We start from the raw sequence: 22,756 nt of genomic DNA, 5'->3' as shown, positions 1-22,756 counted from the left end.
GTCAGGCACGCGCGATGGCGGGACGGGCGGCGGCATTGCCGGCGCCCGCGTAGCGGAACACGGCCAGGTCGTCGGCCGGGATCGCCGGCGTGCGGCCGCCGACCAGGTCGGCGATCACGCTGGCCGAGCCGCAGGCCATGGTCCAGCCCAGCGTGCCGTGGCCCGTGTTCAGGAACAGGTTGCGCAGCGGCGTCGCGCCGACGATCGGGGTGCTGTCCGGCGTCATCGGGCGCAGGCCGGTCCAGAAGGTGGCGTTCTTCAGGTCGCCGCCACCCGGGAACAGGTCGTTCACGACCAGTTCCAGCGTCTCGCGGCGGGCCGGGTTCAATGCCTTGCTGTAGCCGGCGATCTCCGCCATGCCGCCGACGCGGATGCGGTCGTCGAAGCGGGTGACGGCGATCTTGTAGGTCTCGTCCAGGATCGTCGAGACGGGCGCCTTGGCGGCGTCGACGATGGGCACCGTGAGGGAATAACCCTTGAGCGGATAGACGGGGACCTTGAACTGGTCTTGCAGCAGCAGGCGCGAATAGCTGCCCAGCGCCAGCACGTAGCGCTCGGCGCCGAACATGCCCTTGCTGGTCTGGACGGCGGCGATCTCGCCGTCCTTGATCTCCAGGCGCTGGATCTCGGTGTCGAATTCGAAGCGCACGCCCAGCTCGCGCGCCATCTGCGTCAGGCGCGACGTGAACAGCTGGCAGTCGCCCGTCTCGTCGTTCGGCAGGCGCAGGCCGCCCACCAGCTTGCCGCGCACGTGGGCCAGGGCCGGCTCGGCCTGGGCCAGGCGTTCGCTTTCCAGCACCTCGAACGGCACGCCGGCGTCGCGCAGCACCTCGATGTCCTTGGCGGCGCCGTCGAACTGGGCCTGGGTGCGGAACAGCTGCAGCGTCCCTTGCTGGCGGCCCTCGTAGGCGATGCCCGTGTCCGCGCGCAGCTGGCGGATGCAGTCGCGGCTATACTCGGCCAGGCGCACCATGCGTTCCTTGTTGACGGCGTAGCGGCTGGCGTCGCAGTTGCGGTACATCTCCCACATCCATTGCAACTGGAACAGGCTGCCGTCGGGGCGGATGGCCAGCGGCGCGTGGCGCTGGAACAGCCACTTGAAGGCCTTGAGCGGGATGCCGGGCGCGGCCCAGGGCGAGGCGTAGCCGGGCGAGATCTGGCCGGCATTCGCGAAACTGGTCTCGAGGGCCGGACCGGGCTGGCGGTCGATGACCGTCACTTCATGGCCGGCTTTCGCCAGATAATAGGCGGTGGTCACGCCGACCACACCGCTGCCCAGCACCAAAACGCGCGTCGCTCGCATAGCTCTTCCCGGATTCCCCTAAACGGAGACGATATTAGTAAAGATTGCCATATTACAGCGAGTATTGCGATAATTGATTCGGTAATTGCATCCCTTTTTGGTGAAACTTCATGCGCGTACAAAAGGAGTCGAGCCGTGTGCTCGACCGTATCGACCTGCACATCCTGACGATCCTGCAACAGGACGGCAGGATCGTGATGAAAGACCTCGCGGAACAGGTCGGATTGTCGCTCACGCCCTGCATCGAACGGGTCAAGCGCATGGAGCGCGACGGCGTCATCGCCGGCTACCATGCGCGCGTGACGCCCCAGGCGCTCGGGCTGCAGATCCTCGTGTTCGTCGAGATCACGCTGCGCCAGAAATCGGAAGGGGCGTTCGAGCGGTTCCGGCGCGCCATGCTGGCGATTCCCGAAGTGCTGGAATGCCACCTCGTCTCCGGCGACTTCGACTACCTGATCAAGGCGCGCATCCCCGAGATGACGGAATACCGGCGCCTGCTGGGCGAGATCCTGCATGTGGCCGACGGCGGCCAGTCGAAGAGCTACGTCGTGATGGAAGAGGTGAAGGAAACGCTGGCGCTGGCGGTACAGCGCTGATGGCGCGGGCGGCCAGGACCGGCGCGCGGCGGGCGACGGCGACCGGCCTGCTGGCCATCGTGCTGTGGAGTTCGGTCGTCGGCCTGATCCGCAGCGTGAGCCTGGGGCTGGGCGCGACGGGCGGCGCGGCCATGATCTATACGGTCGCCTCGATCCTGCTGCTGGCGACGGTCGGCACGGGCGGGATCCGCACCTTCCCGCGCCGCTACCTGCTGCTGGGCGGCGCGCTGTTCGTGTCCTATGAAGTGTGCCTGGCGCTGTCGATCGGCTACGCCGCCACGGACCGCCAGGCCATCGAGGTCGGCATGGTGAACTACCTGTGGCCGGCGCTCACGATGGCGTTCGCCATCCTGTTCAACGGGCAGAAATCCGGCCCCTTGATCGTCCCCGGCTTCGCGCTGGCGCTCCTGGGGGTATGCCGGGTGCTGGGCGGGGAGCAGGGACTCGACGCGGCGGCGATGCTGGCGAACGTGCGCACCAACCCGCTGAGCTACGGCCTGGCGTTCGCGGGCGCGCTGATCTGGTCGACCTATTGCACGGTAACGGCGCGGATCGCGGAGGGCAGGAACGGCGTGACGCTGTTCTTCATGCTGACCGCGCTCGTGCTGTGGTCGAAGTACCTCGCGTTCGGCGGCGGCACGCTGGCGTTCGACACGCGCACGACGATCTGCCTGCTGCTTGCCGCCGCCGCGATGGGCTTCGGCTATGCGGCGTGGAACGTCGGTATCCTGCACGGCAACGTCACGGTGCTCGCCGGCGCCTCCTACTTCATCCCCGTGCTGTCGGCCGCCCTCGCGGCGCTCGTCCTGGGAGCGCCGCTGCCGCCGGCGTTCTGGCAGGGCGCCGCCATGGTCTGCGCGGGGTCCATCCTGTGCTGGCTGGCGACTCGCGGCCGGCGCTAGCCATTGGCCTCCCTCACTCGTTCTCGTACAGCGGCTGTTTCATGCGGATGGGCTTCACGTCCAGCCGTACGCGGTAGACGGAGTAGGTGTCGGCGCGGTTTGACTCGTAGGACTCGCTTTCCGGGACTTTGCTGAACGTGAATTCGAAGCCTCGTTCCGGCGCCGCGCTCGCGGGCCCGCCGAAGGCGATGCCCGTCGCCTTCGGCAGCTTGCCCGCACCCAGCTTCCACAGCAGGTCGACGACGGCCTGGTTGCCGAGGATGTCCGGCGTGAACCACGCGCCGGACGCCGCGGGGCCCGCGTCCTCGATCTTCTCCTTGTCGCCGCCCGGCTTGAAGGTGGCGCCCGCCGTCTCGTAGCGGTCGCCCGCGTCCATATAGCTGATGCGCGCATTGGCGATGTTGAAGGCCGGCCGCGCCGCGTCGACCGTGGCCTGGCCCAGATCGAGCAGGATCGCGCCCTTGTAGCCGATGACCTGGATGGACAGGCCCGGCTTGCCGTCCGGGTGGGTGACGACGGCCGCCGTGTTCTCGTCGATGCCCAGGCCCAGCCGGTACTTCCTGGCCAGCATCGCGGGCAGCATGCGGGCGAAGCGGCCGCGCACGAGCAGGTGCTGGTCGACGAACACCTCGTCGCCGATGAAGCCCAGGCCCGGCGCGATGTCGCGTCCTTCCGTGATGCCGCTTTTCAGCGTGGGCAGCGGGGCCTGGCCCTCGTAGAACATGGTGCTGCTCATGATCGCCGCGCCCGCGCTGGTGCCGGCGATGACGCCGCCGCGGCGGTACATGGCCCACAGCGCGTCCAGCACGGCCGTGCTGGTGCCGTCGGGCCGGCGCAATGCCGCCGTGATGCGGCCCTGGTCGCCGCCCGTGAAGAAGGCCCCGCCGGCGCCGGCCACCTGCGCGGCCAGCTTCGCGTCGTCGGCCGCCTTGCGCACGTCGCTGTCCTTCAGGCGGGGCGCCAGCGGCACGATGAACGGTTCGGCGCCGGCGCCGCGCAATACCTCGGCGACGAACCTGGCCGAGCGTTCCGGGTTGCCGGCCGCCGTCGCGAACACGGCGATGCGCGCGCCGCGGCCGCCGGCCAGGTCCACGATCGTCTTCCAGACGGTGGCATTGTCGGCGCGCAGGGCGCCGCCGGCGATCACCAGCGAGCCCTTGGGGACGGCCGGCGCCGGGCCGGCGGCACGGGCGGACATGCTCGGGCCGATGGCGAGGCCGATGAGCAGGCCGACGGCGGGGAACAGTGAAGGACGGGGCAGGAACGTCGCGGCCAGGCGTTGGAACATGCGGACTCCGATGGTGGCGGTTGAGCGGGTGCGGCGCATGGATGATACCGGTTCGTGCGCTCTGTGCGCCATGCCCGCTACGAGAAAGCACGGCGAACCGGTATCATGCGGGTTCGAGCCGTACTGCCGAACGAATTGGAGAAAGCATGTTGATAGCCACCCACGGGGGCAAATTCCACGCGGACGACGCGTGGGCCGTCGCCGTATTGAAGATCCTGTATCCCGACGCCGGCCTGGTGCGCACGCGCGATGCGGCCACCATCGACGGGGCCGATTTCGCCATCGACGTGGGCGGCGTGTGGGACCCGGCCACGGGCCGCTTCGACCATCACCAGAAAGGGTTCGACGGCGCGCGCAGCAGCGGCGTGCCGTACGCGAGCGCCGGACTGGTATGGAAGGAATACGGCGCGCGCTGCGTGGCCGCGCTGGCGCTGCGCCACGCGGGCCAGGTGCTGAACGGCGAAACGGCGCAGCAGATCGCCTGGGCCATCGACGGCGACATCGTCCAGTATCTAGATTTGTCCGACGTGGGCGCGGCCAAGAACGCGCCCGGCGGCTACGGGCTGTCGGCCGTCGTCTCCGGCTACAACCTGAACTGGATGGACGAGCAGCGCCTGGGCTACGGCGAAGCGGCCGAGGCCTACCGCACCGCCCAGTTCGAGCGCGCGATGGCCGTCCTCACGGACATCATGGCCAACGCCGTCAAGTACCGCGTGGGCGCCTTGCTGGCGCTGGAACAGGTGCGCGGCGCGGAAGTGCTGGAGGGCGGCCGGGTGCTGTTCCTGAAGAACGGCGCCATGCCCTGGGCCACCGTGGTGCGCAAGGAGATGCCGGACGTGCTGTTCGTGATCAGCCATAACCTGGCCGAACAGCGCCATATGATCCATACGGTGCCCGTCAGCACGGAGAACTTCGATGCCCGCGCCGACCTGCCCGAAGCCTGGGCCGGCCTGCGCGACGCCGACCTGGCGGCCGTCACCGGCGTGCCCGATGCCGGTTTCTGCCACAACGGCCGCTTCATCGCCGCTGCAAAATCCTACGACGGCATCCGCACCATGGCGCGCCTGGCGCTGGACGAGGTCGACCGACTGGCCGGAACGTCTGTTTGATCGACTGTTCGTAAAGTCGTTTCGGCAATTCTGTGGTTTTTTTGAACCAGTAGTGTCAAGAATTTCCCGAAATCGGTGGCGGTCTTTACACAGGACCGCCATTCGCGACTAGAATTTCCTCAAAGAATCATACCTTGGGGTGACACAATGAAATCGGTTCAGCAGGAAGTCGACGAGCGCAGCAACCTTACCAGTAACAACAAGTTCGAGCTGTTGCTGTTCCGCCTCGGCGGTGACGAACATGGCAGCTCCAGCGAGCTGTTCGGCATCAACGTATTCAAGATCCGCGAGATCGTCGCCATGCCGGCGGTCACCAAGGTCGCCGGCGCGCCCGACCACGTGCTGGGCGTGGTCAACCTGCGCGGCCAGATCATCCAGGTGCTGGACCTGCCGGGCATCACCGGCGTCATCCCGCGCACTGGCCTGAACATCATGCTCGTCACGGAATTCGCCCGCACCACGCAGGCATTCGCCGTCGAGAGCGTGGAAGAGATCGTGCGCCTGGACTGGAGCCAGGTGATGTCGGCCGAGCACAGCGCCGGCAGCGGCATGGTGACCAGCATCGCGCGCCTGCCGGAAACCGACGAGCATCCGCCGCGCCTGGCCCAGGTGCTGGACGTGGAAACCATCCTGCGCGAGCTGAACCCGGAATCGTCCGACGACAACATCGCGACCTCCGTCGGCGACAAGATCCAGCTGAAACCGGGCTCCGTGATACTGGCGGCCGACGATTCCGTCGTCGCGCGCTCGCTGATCGAACGGGGCCTGGAGGCAATGGGCCTGCCGTTCGTGATGACCAAGACCGGCAAGGAATGCTGGGAGCAGTTGAACATGATCGCGACGGCCGCCGAGGCCGAAGGCAAGAGCGTGCACGACCGCGTGGCGCTGGTGCTGACCGACCTCGAGATGCCGGAAATGGACGGCTTCACGCTGACCCGCAACATCAAGAACAACGCCCGCTTCGGCAACATGCCGGTGGTGATCCACTCCTCGCTGTCGGGCACCACCAACGAGGAACACGTCAAGAACGTGCGCGCCGACGCCTACGTGGCCAAGTTCTCGGCCGAAGACCTGTCGCGCACGCTGCGTTCGCTGCTGCGCGCCTGATTCGCGTCGGCGTACGCGGCCGACGGGCCGTCAGGCCTTTTCGCACGGCCCGGCCCGGATCATCCGGCCCGGGCCGTTCTCGTTCCGGGCGGCCGCCGCAGGGGGAGGCACCATGTTAGCGCAACCGCCTATGTTAAGATGATGAAAACACAGCGGCGCGCCCTGCGCCCGATAACACGTCATACAGGACCCCCGAGCGATGAGCAAAGCCAACGATGAAGCCACCCAGGACGACCTGGAGCGGCGCGGCCAACCCACGATGGCCGATGTCGCCAAGCTGGCCGGCGTCTCGGCGATGACCGTCTCGCGCGTCATGAACGGCAAGGGCCTGGTGCGCGACAGCACGCGGCGCAAGGTGGCCGAAGCCGTCGCCGCGCTGAACTACACCCCGAACCAGGAAGCGCGCAACCTGGCCGGGTCCAAGCCGATCCGGGTCGGCTTCCTGTACAGTAATCCGAGCGCCGCTTACCTGTCCGAATTCCTTGTTGGCCTCCTGACCCAGTCGGGCCTGAACAACGTCCAGCTGTTCGTCGAGAAGTGCGAGGCGGGCGAGCAGGAGGCGGAGCATGCGCGCCGCCTGATCGGCAATGGCCTGGACGGCATCATCCTGCCGCCGCCCCTGTGCGACAGCGAGGCGATCGTCGGCGCCATCGCCGGCGCCGGCATCCCCGTCGTGGTCGTCGCGTGCGGCTCGCCCGATGCGCGCGTGGGCGCCGTCAGCATCGACGACTACGAAGCCGCCTACCACATGACGCACCACCTGGTGGCGCTGGGCCACCAGCGCATCGGCTTCGTCGTCGGCCACCCGAACCAGACGGCGAGCAGCCGCCGCCTGGAGGGCTACCGCGCCGCCATCGCCGACAAGCATGCCGACGCGTCGAAGGAACTGGTGGTGCAAGGCATGTTCACCTACCGTTCCGGCCTGGACGCGGCCGAACAGCTGCTCGCCCTGGACGAGCGTCCCACCGCCATCTTCGCCAGCAACGACGACATGGCCGCCGCCACCGTCGCCGTCGCCCACCGCCTGGGCCTGGACGTGCCGGGCGACCTGACCGTGACGGGCTTCGACGATACGGCGCTCGCCACCACCATCTGGCCCGAACTGACCACCGTGCGCCAGCCCATCGCCGAGATGGCACGCGAGGCCGTGCAGGCGCTGGTGCGGCGCGTGCGCGCCCAGCGCGAGGGCGGCGCCGCCGAGCCGGAACAGGTGCGCATGGACTTCGAGCTGGTACGCCGCCAGTCCGACGCCGCGCCGCGCATCCGGCCGCCGGCGCGCCTGCCCGCGCGTAGTGCCAAGCAGGACCGCGCCCGCTGAGCCAGTGCGCGTCGCCATTGCTGGAGCGGCGATGCGCGGTTTCTCCCTGCCGGAATAATTCGTTGACAACGCCTCGCCCAGCCGTATAGACTCGAATGGTTGCGGTAACATTCCTGTTATCCAGATGTTGGAATCGGCCGCGACACATAAAAACGACAGGAGACATTCCATGCTTCACCCGACCTATCGCGACGGCGTCGCAGGCGCACGTCCGTCGTGCATGCCTGTCCCCGCCGTTCCCAGCGATCCCGGGCGGACTGCCTCCTGCGACTGACTAAAAGAGCAGGGAGACAACGATGGCATTGAAACGCAGGGAATTCCTGGCCTCGGTCGGCGGCATCGCCGGCCTGGCCGTCGTACCAGGCGGCGCCTTCGCCGCCGCGGCAGGCGCAACGCCCCTCTACAAGCAATCCGGCGCCCCCGTCGGCGCCCGCGTCGACGACTTGTTGAAGCGCATGACGCTGGAAGAGAAGATCGCCCAGATGCAGTGCGTCTGGATCGGCAAGGGCGCGCTGCAGCACCCTGACACGAGCTTCGATCCGGCCAAGGCGGCCGCCGCCTACCCGCACGGGATCGGCATGTTCGCGCGCCCGTCGGACCGCCAGCTGGGCGCGGCCAGCGCCGCCGGCAACGATGGCTCCACCGCCAACCGCGGGCCGAAGGAAACGGCCGACTACGTCAACGCCGTGCAGAAGTGGGCCATGGAACGCACGCGCCTGGGCATTCCCGTCTTCATGCACGAGGAAGCGCTGCACGGCTACGTCGCGCGCGACGCGACCAGTTTCCCGCAGGCGATCGGCCTGGCTTCCAGCTTCGATCCCGACCTCGTCACGAAGGTGTTTTCCGTGGCGGCGCGCGAGATGCGCGCGCGCGGCACCAACCTGGCGCTGGCGCCCGTCGTCGACGTGGCGCGCGAGCCGCGCTGGGGCCGCATCGAGGAAACCTACGGCGAGGATCCGCACCTGTGCGGCGTCATGGGCAAGGCCGCCGTCATCGGCTTCTCCGGCGAGACGCTGCCGCTGGCGCCGGACAAGGTGTACGCCACGCTCAAGCACATGACGGGCCACGGCCAGCCGGAGAGCGGCACCAATATCGGCCCGGCCAACGTGGGCGAGCGCCTGCTGCGCGAGGACTTCTTCCCGCCGTTCGAGAAGATCGTGCGCGAGACGAAGATCGCCGCCGTCATGCCCTCGTATAACGAGATCGACGGCATTCCCTCGCACGCCAACCGCTGGCTGCTGACCGACGTGCTGCGCAAGGAGTGGGGCTTCGAGGGCGTCACCGTGTCCGACTACATGGCCGTCGACGAACTGGTCACGCGCCACCACCTGGCGGCGGACGTCAAGGAGGCAGCGCGCCAGGCCGTCAAGGCCGGCGTGGACGTCGAGACCCCGGACCCGAAGGGCTATGCGAAGCTGGGCGAGCTGGTCGCCGAGGGCAAGGTGTCCGTCGCCGAGATCGATGCCGCCGTGCGCCGCATCCTGAAGCTGAAGTTCGAGGCCGGCATGTTCGAGAACCCGTACGCCGATGCCGGCCGCGCCGACGGGCTGACGGCCACGCCGGACGCCGTCGCGCTGGCGCGCCAGGCAGCGGTGAAGAGCGCCGTGCTGCTCAAGAACGAGCGCAACCTGCTGCCGCTGGACGGCAAGAAGGTCGGCAAGGTGCTGCTGCTGGGCACCCATGCGAAGGACACGCCCATCGGCGGCTATTCGGACGTGCCGCGCCACGTCGTCTCCGTGTACGAAGGCCTGCAGGCCGAGGCGAAGGCGCAGGGCTTCCAGCTGGCTTATTCGGAAGGCGTGCGCATCACGGAAGGCCACGTCTGGGGCAAGGACGAGATCGAGTTCACCAAGCCGGAAGTCAACGCGCGCCTGATCGCCGACGCCGTCGAGGCGGCCAAGTCGGCCGACACCATCGTCATGGTCCTGGGCGACAACGAGCAGACCTCGCGCGAGGCCTGGGCCGACAACCACCTGGGCGACCGCACGACGCTGGACCTGATGGGCCAGCAGAACGACCTGGCGCGCGCCATCTTCGCGCTGAACAAGCCCACCGTCGTGGTGCTGCTGAACGGGCGCCCGCTGTCGGCCAACCTGCTGGCCGAGCGCGCCGGCGCGCTGCTCGAATGCTGGTACCTGGGCCAGGAAACGGGCCATGCGGTGGCCGACCTGCTGTTCGGCCGGGCCAACCCGGGCGGCAAGCTGCCCGTGACGATCGCCCGCAACACGGGCCAGCTGCCCATGTACTACAACCGCAAGCCGAGCACCCGGCGCGGCTACATCGACGGCGTCACGACGCCGCTATACCCGTTCGGCTACGGCCTGTCCTATACCCGTTTCGACATCTCCGCTCCGCGCCTGGAGCAGGCACGCATTGCTGCCAACGGCAGCACGCGCGTGCAGGTCGACGTGAAGAACGTCGGCCGCGTGGCCGGCGACGAAGTCGTGCAGCTTTACATCCGCGACGACGTCAGCTCCGTCACGCGGCCGCTGCTGGAACTGAAGGGTTTCGCGCGCGTGACCCTGCAGCCGGGCGAGCAGCGCACCGTCACCTTCGACATCAAGCCGGGCGACCTGGCCTTCTACGGCGCGGACATGAAACGCGCCGTCGAGCCGGGCACCTTCACCATCTTCGCCGGTCCGGACAGCGTCAACCTCAAGAAGACGACGCTGACGGTGGCATAACCAAGAGAGACGACATGACAGCACATCAAGCCAATCCGCTGCCCGAGGACCTCGAGCAAGCCTTGCTGGTCGGCCGCGTCTGGCGCGGCGCGCCCATCGACGGCCCCGCCGTGGTCGCCGTGCGCAAGGGTCGCGTGGTCGACATCACCCGTCACGCCCCGACCGTGTCCGCGCTGTTCGAGCGCGCCGACCTGCTGGCCATCGTGCGCGACGCGGACGGCGAGGACCTGGGCCTGGCCGCGGACCTCGCGAATGGCCAGGGCGGCGCCGTGCGCCTGCTGGCCCCGTGCGACCTGCAGGCCATCAAGGCCGCCGGCGTCACCTTCGCCGTCAGCCTGCTCGAGCGCGTGATCGAGGAACAGGCCAAGGGCGACCCGTCGCGCGCCGACGCGCTGCGCGCCCAGCTGCAGACCTCGATCGGCACCGACCTCTCGGAGCTCGAGCCGGGCGGCGAGGCGGCGATGCGCCTGAAGGCCGAGCTGACGGCGCGCGGCCTGTGGTCGCAGTACATGGAAGTGGGCATCGGCCCGGACGCGGAAGTGTTCACCAAGTCGCAGCCGATGTCCTCCGTGGGCCACGGCGTGCCCGTCGGCCTGCACCCGAACTCGCACTGGAACAACCCGGAACCGGAAATCGTGCTGGCCGTGAACAGCCGTGCCGAGGCCGTCGGCGCCACGCTCGGCAACGACGTCAACCTGCGCGACATCGAAGGCCGTAGCGCGCTCCTGCTGGGCAAGGCCAAGGACAACAACGGCTCCTGCGCGATCGGCCCGTTCATCCGCCTGTTCGACGGCACGTTCACCATCGACACGGTGCGCGAACTCGAAGTGCGCATGCTGATCGAAGGCGTCGACGACGGCTTCGAACTGGCCGGCGCGAGCTTCATGCGCGAGATCAGCCGCGATCCGCTCGACCTCGTCGCCCAGACCTGCGCCCGCCACCACCAGTACCCGGACGGCTTCATGCTGTTCCTGGGCACGATGTTCTCGCCGATCAAGGACCGCGACGCGCAGGGCGGCGGCTTCACCCACCACATGGGCGACCGCGTCAGCATCTCGACCCCGTCGCTGGGCACGCTCGTCAACACCGTCGAGCGCAGCGACGCCATCGAACCCTGGACCTTCGGCGTGCGCGCCCTCTACGAGAACCTGGCGCGACGCGGCCTGCTGGCCGCCGCATCCTGAATCAGCCCCCATTCGAGACCAATACATTCCATGTCCCACTCCAAGCAAGAAGCATTCGTCTACGCCACCTATCCGGACCTGAAGGGCAAGCGCGTCGTCATCACCGGCGGCGGCAGCGGCATCGGCGGCGAGCTGACCGCCGCCTTCGCCGCCCAGGGCGCCCGCGTCTGGTTCCTCGACATCGCCGAGGAAGCCTCGCGCGCACTGGAGCAGTCGCTCGCCGGCAGCGCCGCCGCCCCCAAGTTCGTCCGCTGCGACCTGACCGACATCGACGCGCTGAAAGCCACCTTCGCCGCCATCGAGGCGGAGGCGGGCGGCGTCGACATCCTGCTCAACAACGCGGCCAACGACGACCGCCACGAGATCGAGGACGTGACGCCGGCCTACTGGGAAAGCCGCATGAACGTCAACCTGCGCCACCAGTTCTTCTGCAGCCAGGCCGTGATCCCCGGCATGAAGCAGCGCGGCCACGGCGTGCTGCTGAACTTCGGCTCCATCTCCTGGCACCTGCCGCACACCCAGCTCGACCTGTACATGACGGCCAAGGCGGCCATCGAGGGCATGACCCGCGGCATGGCGCGCGAACTGGGCAAGTTCGGCATCCGCGCCAACACCATCGTCCCGGGCGCCGTGCGCACGCCGCGCCAGGAAAAGCTGTGGCACAACCCGGAAGAAGAGGCGCGCATCCTGGCCGGCCAGTGCGTCCCGGCGCGCGTGGAGATGCAGGACGTGGCAGCGCTGGCGCTGTTCCTGGCGTCGAACAATGCGCGCGCCTGCAGCGGCCGCGAATACTTCGTCGATGCGGGATGGTACGGCGCATGAGCATCGAACCCACCTGCATCTGGGACGTCCAGGCGCTGCTGGGGGAGGGCGTGCTGTGGGATGCGCGCGGCCCCTGGGTCTGGTTCGTCGACATCAAGGGCAAGCGCATCCTGCGCTGCGCTCCGGACGGCAGCGGCCGCCGCACCTGGCCGGCGCCGGGCCAGGTGAGCTTCATCGTGCCTTCCGCCGACGGCGGCATGGTGTGCTCGCTGGACGACGGCCTGTACCGCTTCCTGCCCGAGAGTGGCGACTTCGTGCCGCTGGCGAAGGTCGAGGCGGACCTCGAACACAACCGTTTCAACGACGGCCACGTCGATGCCCAAGGCATGCTGTGGTTCGGCTCGATGCACGACGCCGAGGAGGCCGCCAGCGGCGCGCTGTACCGCTTCGACGGCGCGCACGTGCGCACCATGGACGACGGCTACGTCATCACGAACGGCCCGGCCGTGAGCCCGGACGGCCGTACGCTGTATCATACGGACACGCTCGACAAGCGCGTGTACGCGTTCGACGTCGCGCCGGACGGTGCGCTGTCGAACAAGCGCGTGTTCGTCGAGATCGCCGACGGCGGCTATCCGGACGGGATGGCCGTCGACGCCGAAGGCCACCTGTGGGTGGCGACCTTCGGCGGCTGGCGCATCGACCGTTTCGATGCGCAGGGCCGCAAGGCCGGGGAGGTGCGCTTCCCGTGCGCCAACGTCACCAAGCTGGCGTTCGGCGGCGACGACCTGCGCACGGTGTACGCGACGACGGCGCGCAAGGGCTTGTCGCCCGACGAACTGGCCGCGCAACCGCTGGCCGGCGGATTGTTTACGTTCCGGCTCGACGTGGCCGGATTGCCGCAGCATGCGCTGCGGCTGCAGCAGTGAGCAGGAGTAAATGAGCATGACCCAGCAAAAGACCCCCCGACGTTTCCGCTCGCAGGACTGGTTCGACAACCAGGAGCGCATCGACATGACGGCGCTCTACCTGGAGCGCTTCATGAACTACGGGATCACGCCCGACGAGCTCCGTTCCGGCAAGCCGATCATCGGCATCGCCCAGAGCGGCAGCGACATCAGCCCGTGCAACCGCATCCACCTGGAGCTGGCCAAGCGCGTGCGCGAAGGCATCCGCGACGCCGGCGGCATCCCGATGGAATTCCCGCTGCACCCGATCTTCGAGAACTGCCGCCGCCCGACCGCCGCGCTGGACCGCAACCTGGCCTACCTGGGCCTGGTCGAGATCCTGCACGGCTATCCGATCGACGCCGTGGTGCTGACCACGGGCTGCGACAAGACGACGCCGGCCCAGATCATGGCCGCGTCCACCGTCGACATTCCCGCCATCGTGCTGTCCGGCGGGCCGATGCTGGACGGCTGGTTCGAGGGCGAACTGGTGGGCTCGGGCGCCGCGATCTGGAAAGGCCGCCGCCGCCTGGCCGCCGGCGAGATCGACGAACAGAAGTTCATCGACATCGCCACCGCATCGGCCCCATCGGCCGGCCACTGCAACACGATGGGCACGGCATCGACAATGAATGCCGTGGCCGAGGCGCTGGGCATGTCGCTGCCCGGCTGCTCGGCGATTCCCGCGCCCTACCGCGAGCGCGGCCAGATGGCCTACGAGACGGGCAAGCGTATCGTCGGCATGGCGTTCGAGGATCTGCGTCCGTCGCAGATCCTGACGCGCGACGCCTTCCTGGACGCCATCGTCGTGAACGCCGCCATCGGCGGCTCCAGCAACGCCCAGCCGCACATCGTGGCGATGGCGCGCCACGCGGGCGTCGAGATCACGCCGGAAGACTGGATGGACGTGGGCTACGACGTGCCGCTGCTGCTGAACATGCAGCCGGCCGGCAAATACCTGGGCGAACGCTTCCACCGCGCCGGCGGCACCCCGGCCATCATGTGGGAGCTGGAACAGAAGGGCAGGCTGCGTTCGCAACGCCAGACCGTGACGGGCCGCACGATGGCGGAGAACCTCGTCGGCAAGGAAAGCCACGACCGCGAAATGATCCGCCCGTTCGACGATCCGCTGAAGGAAAAGGCCGGCTTCATGGTCCTGAAGGGCAATCTGTTCGACTTCGCGATCATGAAGACCTCGGTGATCTCGCCGGCCTTCCGTGCGCGCTACCTGTCCACGCCCGGCGCGGAAAACCGTTTCGAGTGCCGCGTGGTCGTGTTCGACGGTTCGGACGACTACCACCACCGCATCAACGACCCGTCCCTGAACATCGACGAGCAGACGATGCTGGTGATCCGCGGTTCCGGCCCGATCGGCTGGCCCGGCTCGGCGGAAGTCGTGAACATGCAGCCGCCCGATGCGCTGATCAAGAAGGGCATCATGGCGCTGCCGACGCTGGGCGACGGCCGCCAGTCCGGCACCTCGGACAGCCCGTCGATCCTGAACGCGTCGCCGGAAAGCGCGGCCGGGGGCAACCTGGCGCTGCTGCGCACGGGCGACGTCGTGCGCGTGGACTTGAACACGGGCCGCTGCGACGTGCTGCTGGACGACGCGGAACTGGCAGCGCGCCGCAAGGACGCGCCCCCGTCGATCCCGCCGAACCAGACGCCGTGGCAGGAAATCTACCGTTCCACCGTGGGCCAGCTGCACACGGGCGGCGTGATGGAACTGGCGCTCAAGTACCGCGGCGTGGCGGACGACATGCCGCGCCATAACCACTAAAGCGCAACTCATCAACACCGTCGCCCCTGCGCAGGCAGGGGCGACGTTATGATCGAGCGGTTGGGTGGGCACCTCGTGCCCACCGCAGCAACCCCGTCAAGCCAGCTTCAACTCCCCATCCACCACCCGCACCAGTCCCAGCGGATTCGCATCCTGCAGCTCCACCGGCAGCAGTTCCGCCGGCACGTCCTGGTAGCACACCGGGCGCACGAAGCGTTCGATCGCCGACGCGCCCACCGAGGTCGAACGGCTGTCCGACGTCGCCGGGAACGGGCCGCCGTGGACCATCGCGTGCGATACCTCGACGCCGGTCGGGAAGCCGTTGAACAGGATGCGGCCGGCCTTGCGCTCCAGTACCGGCAGCAGTTGCGCGGCCAGCGCGCGGTCATCCGCGTTCGCATGGATCGTGGCCGTCAGCTGGCCCTCGACGTGGCGCGCCACCTGCAGCAGCTCGGCCTCGTCGCGGCAGACGACGATCAGCGAGGACGGGCCGAAGATCTCGTCTTCCAGCGCCGGATTGGCGACGAAGGTGGCGGCGTCCGCCTGGTACAGCGCGGCGCGCGCGGCGCAGCCGCTGCCGTCGGCGCCGCCCTGGGCGACCAGCTCGACACCGGCGATCCCCGAGCGGCGTTCGATGGCGCCGGCATAGGCCTGGTGGATGCCGGCGGTGAGCATGGTGCCGGCGCCCTTGGCGGACAGCGCATCGATGGCCGCGGCGCGGAACGCGTCGAGGTCCGGGCCGGCCATGGCGATGACGAGGCCCGGGTTGGTGCAGAACTGGCCGACGCCCAGCGTCAGCGAGTCGACGAAGCCCTGCGCCAGCTTGGCGCCGCCGGCCGCCAGCGCGCCCGGCAGCAGGAAGAACGGGTTGATGCTGCTCATTTCCGCATACACGGGGATCGGTTCCTTGCGCGCATTGGCCGCGGCCACCAGCGCCAGGCCGCCGCCGCGCGAGCCCGTGAAGCCGACCGCCTTGATGGCGGGGTGCGTCACGAGGTCCTGGCCGATCTGGTTGCCTTCGCCGATCAGCATCGAGAACACGCCTTCCGGCATCTTGCTGTCGATGGCGGCCTGGCGGATCGCCTTGCCGACCAGTTCCGACGTGCCCAGGTGGGCATTGTGGGCCTTCACGACCACGGGGCAGCCGGCCGCCAGCGCCGATGCCGTGTCGCCGCCGGCGACGGAGAACGCAAGCGGGAAGTTGGACGCGCCGAACACGGCGACGGGACCCAGCGGGATCTTGCGCAGGCGCAGGTCCGGACGCGGGGGCGTGCGCTGGGGCAGGGCGCTGTCCAGGGTCGCGTCGAGGAAGCGGCCGTCGCGCACGACCTTGGCGAACAGGCGCAGCTGGTTCATGGTGCGCATGCGCTCGCCCTCCAGGCGCGCCGCGGGCAGGCCCGATTCCGCGCTGGCGCGCTCGATCAGCAGCGGGCCGATCTCGAGGATGCGCTCGGCGATCGCCTCGAGGAAGGCGGCGCGCGCTTCCAGCGGCACGGCGCGGTAGGGGTCGACGGCGCTTTCCGCCAGGCGGCAGGCGGCGTCGACGTCCTCGCGCGTGGCCAGGCCGAAGCTCGGCTCGAGTTCGGCGTGGGTCGCCGGATTGAAGGCGCGGGCGCTGCCTGCGCTGCCGCGCACGATGCGCTGGCCGATGATCATGTCGCCCTGGATGGTCATGGTGTCTCCTTGGTTGAGGTGTTGTGGTCACGACGACGCCAGGCGGTGCCTCCTGGCGCGGAAAGCGGAAAGTGTAGACATTAACACCATTTGTTAAGCGCTACCATAGGGAAGAGGGATGTTGGTGATGCGCATCGGGATCCTGCATCGATTTTGAAATCGATTGCACGATTTCGGCGAGCATCCGGTGCGGAAACCGTCCGGTCCGTAAAGGAAGCTCACGAAATCTCGCGTTTCCGGGCACTTCCTATGTTGATGTCAGGTAACTTACTCGCAAACATACGCGTCTCATGTCACTTAAATACAACAACTTAACGGGCACTGGCGGGTAATTTGATGTGCTGAACTCGATTTCACCGTTTTTTGTTAAGCAAATGCACGAAGTTAACGACATTCCATGCGTCGCGGTTGTTAGCGCGAACATTTCGCTTGCCACGATTACGGCCGTTCGCTTAGCATTCTCCGTATATACATAACAACAAACTAACAAAAAATCACGCCAGGAGACCCATGCGCATGCCGACCACCCGTCCTCGCGGGCCAGCCTTTTCCCTCTCTTCTTCTTGCTCGTACGCCGTCCACGGCTGCGCCGCGCGCCATCCGGCCGCGTGAAGAAGTGCTGGGAATGCCAGTGAAGCTCCGTCGTATCGCTGCCGCCATGGGCGCAGCGCTGGCCCTGGCCGGCGGCGCGGCCGTGGCCGACGCGCCGCCCGCGCGCGCCGCCTATGTCTGGGACAGCGTGGCGGTCGGCGGCGGCGGCTTCGTCACCGCCGTGATCCCGAGCCGCGCGTCGCCCGGCGTCGCCTACGCCCGCACCGACGTCGGCGGCGCCTATCGCTGGGACCCGCGCGCGCAGCGCTGGATCCCGCTGCTCGACTGGGTCGCCGAAGACCAGACCGGATTCCTCGGCATCGACGGCCTGGCCATCGATCCGCACGATGCGAACACCGTCTACCTTCTCGCCGGAATCAAGTACCTGAACGATGGCCGCACTGCCATCCTGCGCTCGCAGGACGGCGGCAAGACCTTCGAGACGATCGACGTCGGCGCGCAGTTCAAGACCCACGGCAACGGCATGGGCCGGCAGAACGGCGAGCGCCTCGCGGTCGACCCGGCCGACGGCAGGCTGCTGTACCTCGGCTCGCGCCGCGACGGCCTGTTCAAGAGCGCTGACAGCGGGCACACCTGGACCCGCGTGACGGGCCTGCCCGTGACGGCGACGCCGAACGACGTGGGCATCAATCTCGTGGTTCCCGATCCGGCCAGCGTCGCCGGCGGCCGCGCCCGCCGCGTGTTCGCCGGGGTGTCGCGCTTGCCCTCCGTCGGCGCGAACCTGTACCGCAGCGACGACGGCGGCGCCACCTTCACGCCGGTGACGGGCGGCCCGGACGGGCTGATGCCGCAGCGCGCCGCGCTCGACGGCGCCGGCAACCTCGTCGTCACCTACGCCAACGGCGCCGGCCCGCATCCGGACCGCGAAGGCAAGGAGCCGACGAACCGGGGCGCCGTCTTCAAGTACGCCATCGCGGCCGGCACCTGGACCGACATCACGCCGCGCGGCTGGACCACGCCGTTCGCGGGCGTCGGCGTGGACCCGAAGAACCCGCGGCGCCTCGTCGTCTCCACCATCAATACCTTCCTCGCGCAGGGCGACGCCAAGGGCGACCGCATCTTCACGACCACGGACGGCGGCAGGAACTGGACCGACGTGATCGGGCGCGGCTTCGTCAAGGAAGCTGCCGGCGTGCCCTGGCTGAAGGGCCACGGCATCCACTGGACCGGTTCCGTGGCATTCGACAGCGGCGACGGCAAGGCCGTCTGGGTCACCTCGGGCAATGGCGTGTTCCGCGCCGCCGACATCGACGCCGCGCCGGCCGCCTGGACCTTCACCGTCGCCGGCATGGAGGAGACGGTGCCGCTGGGCCTCGTCAGCATCCCCGGCGGGCCGCTCGTGTCGGCCATCGGCGACATCGACGGATACCTGCACGACGACCCGACCCGCCACGGCCGCATCCACGCGCCGCAGATGGGCACCACGACGGGCCTGGACGTGGCCGCGCGCGCGCCGCGGATCATGGCGCGCCTGGGCGACAGCATGTACGTCACGCGCGACGGCGCCGCCACCTGGACGAAGACGGTCGCGCTGAAAGGCCGCCGCGGCCAGCTCGCGCTGTCGGCCGACGGCGCCGTCATCCTGCACATCCCTGAGCGTGCGGCGACGACCTGGCGCTCGGCCGACGGCGGCGCCAGCTGGACCGAGGTGCAGGGGCTAACGCGCGCCAACCTGCGTCCCGTGGCCGACCCCGTCGATCCGGCGACCTTCTATGTGTACGAAGCGGCGACGGGCGCGCTGCTGGCCAGCAGCGACGGCGGTGCCAGCTTCGCACGGCGCGCGTCGCTGCCGGCGGGCGGTGCGCTCCTGCTGCGCGCGGCGCCCGGCCGCAAGGGCGAGCTGTGGGTGCCGCTCAAGGACGGCGGCCTGGCCCGCTCGCGCGACGGCGGCGCGCACTTCGACGACGTGGCGGGCGTGCGCTGGTGCGGCGCGCTCGGCTTCGGCAAAGCGGCGCCCGGCAAGGACGTCCCGGCGGTCTATATCTGGGGCACCGTGGGCGGCGTGCGCGGCATGTACCGCTCCATCGACGACGGCGTGTCGTGGGTCCGGATCAACGACGACGCCCACCAGTACGGCGGCCCGGGCGATGCCCAGCTGGTCGTCGGCGACATGAACCGCTACGGCGTGGTCTACATGACCACGGCCGGGCGCGGCATCGTGTTCGGCAAACCCGCCATACCCTGACAGGAAAGACCCGCGATGACGACCTTTAGCGGTGCGCGTAATCGATTTCATGCCCGGATGGGCATACGACGAGGGGCATGCGACGGCGGGCGAAGGAATTCGAGAATCATCATCGATGAAGCCGGCCCGCCAGTGGCCGGCGATTTGAAGTAGAGAGGCATCCGCGCACGAACGTGGATGCGATTGACAGCCGATAGGAGACAGTATGAAACAGTTCCAGAAAACCGCGATCGCCGTCGCCGCAGCGCAAATCGCGCTGCTCGCCAGCGGCGCCGCACTGGCGCAGAGCGCCAACGAGCAGCAGGTGGGCGCCCAGGGTGCCCAGAATGCGCCGGCCCCGCAGCAGGCAGGCAACGTGGTCGTCGTCACGGGCCAGCGCGCCGCGCTGAACTCGGCCCAGAAACTCAAGCAGAACTCCGACGAGATCGTCGATTCGATCGTGGCCGAGGACATGGGCAAGCTGCCGGACCGCTCGGTCACCGAAGTGCTGCAGCGCGTGGTCGGCGTGACCATCGACCGCACGATGTCCAAGGGCGACCCGGAGCACTATTCAGTCGAAGGCTCGGGCGTGAACATCCGCGGCCTGACCTACGTGCGCTCCGAACTGAACGGCCGCGATTCGTTCTCGGCAAACGGCGGCCGCTCGCTGAACTTCGAGGACGTCCCGCCGGAACTGATGGCCGGCGTCGACATCTACAAGAACCCGTCGGCCGAGCAGATCGAAGGCGCCATCGGCGGCCTGGTGAACCTGCGCACGGCGATGCCGTTCGACTTCAAGGGCCGCAAGGTCGCCGTCTCGCTGCAGAACACGTATTCGGAACTGAAGAAGGGCAGCTGGTCGCCGTCCGGCTCGGTGATGTTCTCGGACCGCTGGAAGACGGGCTTCGGCGAGATCGGCGCTTTGGTCGACCTGGCCTACTCGGAAAGCGCGACCCGTACCGACGCCTTCCAGGTCGAGCCCTACTATCCGCGCACGAACATCGAGCCGGGCCGCACCGTGTGGATACCGAAGGGTTCGCAATGGCGTACGCTGAACTTCGACCGCAAGCGCGAAGGCGCCTATGCGGCCCTGCAGTGGAAGAAGGATGCCACGCTGAGTTCCTCGCTGACCTACTTCAAGTCGAAGTACAAGATGGAATGGGACGAGCAGGCGATCTTCTCGTCCGCCAGCACCTATAACATCGGCGTGCGTCCGGGCGCCACCTACGACGCTTCCGGCGCACTGCTGACCGGCACCCTGTACGACGACATCGACAAGGGCCTGGACTTCGGCGCCGACACCCGCGCTGCCAACCGCAAGTCGGACACCACAGACGTTTCCTGGCACACGACCTGGCGCCCGAGCAGCGAGTGGACCTTCGACGCCGACGTCCAGCGCATCAAGGCAAAATCGCACAGCTTCGACTCGACCGTCGCCACCGCCGTCAAGATGCAGGACGAAACCATCGACCTGCGCGGCAGCGTGCCTTCGCTGACGTTCACCGACGCCCAGCGCGCCTTCCTGGCCGATCCGAACAACTACTACTGGGCCTTCACCCAGGAGCACATGGACCGCAGCGAAGCGGACGAATGGGCGCTGAAGCTCGACGCCAAGTACGCGTTCGACCATCCGGTGCTGCGCGACGTGCGTTTCGGCGTGCGCTTCACGGATCGCGATGCCGTCACCCAGAACACCAATCCGAGCTACAACTGGGCCGCCATCACCCAGCCGTGGCAGGGTGAGCTGGCCGTGCCGGGACCGAACGGCACCAGCGTGCCGCAGCTGGCCTACCTGAGCGATCCGCGTTTCAGCAACCAGACCCAGCTCCACCAGTTCACGAACTTCTTCAACAACGGTACCAACGTGCCGTCGCTGGTGTTCCCGAACACGTCGCTGGCCACCGGCTACCCGGGCAGCTACGCCACGCTGCACAGCTACTACGACGTGCTGTGCCGCCAGGTTGCCGCCACCAACGGCACCGCGCCGAATTGCGGCACCTGGAACGCGGCGACGTTCGGCACCGACCCCGCAGGCACCAACTCGCAGAGCGAGAAGACGGGCGCGTTCTACACGCAGCTGCGCTTCGGCTTCGACGACCTGAAGCATCCGGTCGACGGCAATATCGGCCTGCGTTACGTAAACACCAAGATGACGGCGCGCGGCTATACCGTGTTCACGCCGCCGACCACGACCCCCGTCCCCGGTGCGGGCGGTACCGTCACCGGTCCGGAAATCCCGAACATCGCCGCGTTCTCGCAGGCGCGCGACTACGACAACAGCTACCACAACGTGCTGCCGAGCCTGAACCTGCGCATGAAGGCCGCCGACAAGCTGCAGTTCCGCTTCGGGGCGGCGATGGGCATCTCGCGTCCGGACTTCACCCAGCTGCAGGGCTACACCACGCTGTCGCAGACCAACGACACGACGCTGGTCGGCAACAACCTGATCGTCAACAACATCAGCCTGACCGGCAGCAGCGACGGCAACCCGAACCTGCGTCCGATCCAGTCGCGCCAGGTCGACCTGACGGCCGAATGGTATTTCGCGCCGGCCGGCTCGCTGACGGTGGCCGTATTCAACAAGCGGCTGAAGGACATCATCATCAACCAGACCTACAGCTATCCGCTGCAGGGCGCCAACGGCCAGACCTACAACTTCAACGTCACGGCCCCGGTCAACGGCGCGCGCGGCTCCGCACGCGGCGTCGAGATCGCCTACCAGCAGTACTTCGACAAGCTGCCGGGCTGGCTGTCGGGCTTCGGCGTGCAGGCCAACTACACCTACGTGGATGGCAAGCAGAAGCTGTACAACCCCGTGTTCTCGGCATACTGCTCCGGCAGCGACGGCGGCACCAGCAACCTGAACCTGAGCCTGAACGGTTGCGACACCAACGGCACGGCATTCGGCGACCTGCCGCTGCAAGGCCTGTCGAAGAACACGTACAACATCGCGCTGATGTACGACAAGGGCCCCGTATCGGCGCGCCTGGCCTGGAACTGGCGTTCGAAGAACCTGCAGGGCGTGAACGTGTCCGGTACCCGCGGTACCGATGCCACCGACACCAACCCGAACAGCCCGACCGTCGGCGCCACCAACCTCGCCTGGGGCCTGCCGGTGTATGCCGACTCCTATGGCCAGCTGGACGCCTCGTTCTTCTACAACTTCACCGAGAACCTGTCGCTCGGCGTGGAAGCGCAGAACCTGACCGACTCGAAGTACAAGCAGCTGATGCAGCAGTCGATCGGCGAGAAGGGCCGCGCCTGGTTCGTCTCGGGTCCGCGCTACACGGCATCGCTGCGCTACTCGTTCTAAGCGTTGCGCAAGG

The 22,756-nt window shown here is 68.1% G+C and carries 15 protein-coding genes; 12 read left to right on the top strand and 3 right to left on the bottom strand.

Annotated elements, in window-relative coordinates:
* Position 1 precedes the first annotated feature (1 nt).
* Positions 2 to 1,303 carry a D-amino acid dehydrogenase gene (locus tag QPK32_RS00795; protein ID WP_290410879.1) on the bottom strand — a complete coding sequence of 434 codons (1,302 nt, stop codon included), beginning with the start codon at positions 1,301 to 1,303 and terminating at the stop codon, positions 2 to 4.
* A gap of 110 nt (positions 1,304 to 1,413) precedes the next feature.
* Here QPK32_RS00795 and QPK32_RS00790 point away from each other — a divergent pair, with 110 nt between their 5' ends.
* Both QPK32_RS00790 and yddG read left to right on the top strand, forming a co-directional pair.
* Positions 1,414 to 1,899, top strand: a complete 486-nt coding sequence (locus QPK32_RS00790) for an Lrp/AsnC ligand binding domain-containing protein (protein ID WP_290410878.1) — start codon at positions 1,414 to 1,416, stop codon at positions 1,897 to 1,899.
* Positions 1,899 to 2,801: an aromatic amino acid DMT transporter YddG gene (gene yddG / locus QPK32_RS00785; RefSeq protein WP_290410877.1), complete on the top strand. Its 903-nt coding sequence runs from the start codon at positions 1,899 to 1,901 to the stop codon at positions 2,799 to 2,801. Before QPK32_RS00790 ends, yddG begins: the two co-directional genes overlap by 1 nt.
* 13 nt (positions 2,802 to 2,814) lie before the next feature.
* Here the strand turns inward: yddG and QPK32_RS00780 are convergent, their stop codons facing one another.
* Positions 2,815 to 4,089, bottom strand: coding sequence for a cyanophycinase (locus tag QPK32_RS00780; protein WP_290410876.1), 1,275 nt, complete (start codon positions 4,087 to 4,089; stop codon positions 2,815 to 2,817).
* A 146-nt stretch (positions 4,090 to 4,235) separates the two neighbouring features.
* Between QPK32_RS00780 and QPK32_RS00775 the strand changes: the two genes are divergently transcribed.
* The 8 genes from QPK32_RS00775 (at position 4,236) to QPK32_RS00740 (ending at position 14,980) form a co-directional block, all read left to right on the top strand.
* Positions 4,236 to 5,198: an MYG1 family protein gene (locus QPK32_RS00775; protein ID WP_290410875.1), complete on the top strand. Its 963-nt coding sequence runs from the start codon at positions 4,236 to 4,238 to the stop codon at positions 5,196 to 5,198.
* Positions 5,199 to 5,345: 147 nt separating this feature from the next.
* Positions 5,346 to 6,305: a chemotaxis protein gene (locus QPK32_RS00770; RefSeq protein WP_290410874.1), complete on the top strand. Its 960-nt coding sequence runs from the start codon at positions 5,346 to 5,348 to the stop codon at positions 6,303 to 6,305.
* Between the two features lie 199 nt (positions 6,306 to 6,504).
* Positions 6,505 to 7,623, top strand: a complete 1,119-nt coding sequence (locus QPK32_RS00765; RefSeq protein WP_290410873.1) for a LacI family DNA-binding transcriptional regulator — start codon at positions 6,505 to 6,507, stop codon at positions 7,621 to 7,623.
* Positions 7,624 to 7,919: 296 nt separating this feature from the next.
* Positions 7,920 to 10,307, top strand: a complete 2,388-nt coding sequence (locus tag QPK32_RS00760; RefSeq protein WP_290410872.1) for a glycoside hydrolase family 3 N-terminal domain-containing protein — start codon at positions 7,920 to 7,922, stop codon at positions 10,305 to 10,307.
* A 14-nt stretch (positions 10,308 to 10,321) separates the two neighbouring features.
* The gene (locus QPK32_RS00755) at positions 10,322 to 11,491 is read left to right on the top strand and encodes a fumarylacetoacetate hydrolase family protein (protein ID WP_290410871.1); all 1,170 of its coding nucleotides are present in this window, start codon (positions 10,322 to 10,324) and stop codon (positions 11,489 to 11,491) included.
* Positions 11,492 to 11,521: 30 nt separating this feature from the next.
* On the top strand, positions 11,522 to 12,313 hold the full coding sequence (locus QPK32_RS00750) for an SDR family NAD(P)-dependent oxidoreductase (RefSeq protein ID WP_290410870.1): 792 nt from the start codon (positions 11,522 to 11,524) through the stop codon (positions 12,311 to 12,313).
* The gene (locus tag QPK32_RS00745) at positions 12,310 to 13,182 is read left to right on the top strand and encodes an SMP-30/gluconolactonase/LRE family protein (protein ID WP_290410869.1); all 873 of its coding nucleotides are present in this window, start codon (positions 12,310 to 12,312) and stop codon (positions 13,180 to 13,182) included. The genes QPK32_RS00750 and QPK32_RS00745 overlap by 4 nt, the downstream gene beginning before the upstream one ends.
* Before the next feature lie 16 nt (positions 13,183 to 13,198).
* On the top strand, positions 13,199 to 14,980 hold the full coding sequence (locus QPK32_RS00740) for an IlvD/Edd family dehydratase (RefSeq protein WP_290410868.1): 1,782 nt from the start codon (positions 13,199 to 13,201) through the stop codon (positions 14,978 to 14,980).
* A gap of 96 nt (positions 14,981 to 15,076) precedes the next feature.
* Here QPK32_RS00740 and QPK32_RS00735 read toward each other — a convergent pair whose 3' ends face one another.
* A complete protein-coding gene (locus tag QPK32_RS00735; RefSeq protein ID WP_290410867.1) occupies positions 15,077 to 16,654 on the bottom strand; it encodes an aldehyde dehydrogenase (NADP(+)) in 1,578 nt (525 codons plus the stop codon).
* 625 nt (positions 16,655 to 17,279) lie between these two features.
* Here QPK32_RS00735 and QPK32_RS00730 point away from each other — a divergent pair.
* Positions 17,280 to 19,451 (top strand): exo-alpha-sialidase, encoded by a 2,172-nt coding sequence (locus tag QPK32_RS00730; RefSeq protein ID WP_290410866.1) that lies wholly within the window; start codon positions 17,280 to 17,282, stop codon positions 19,449 to 19,451.
* 205 nt (positions 19,452 to 19,656) lie between these two features.
* Positions 19,657 to 22,743 (top strand): TonB-dependent receptor, encoded by a 3,087-nt coding sequence (locus QPK32_RS00725; RefSeq protein ID WP_290410865.1) that lies wholly within the window; start codon positions 19,657 to 19,659, stop codon positions 22,741 to 22,743.
* Positions 22,744 to 22,756 lie beyond the last annotated feature (13 nt).

The organism is Massilia sp. YIM B02763, from assembly GCF_030412015.1.
In the GTDB taxonomy this organism is placed as follows: domain Bacteria; phylum Pseudomonadota; class Gammaproteobacteria; order Burkholderiales; family Burkholderiaceae_D; genus Telluria.
The sequence above is the reverse complement of the archived record's forward strand: the minus strand, read 5'-3'. Positions and strand labels throughout refer to the sequence as shown.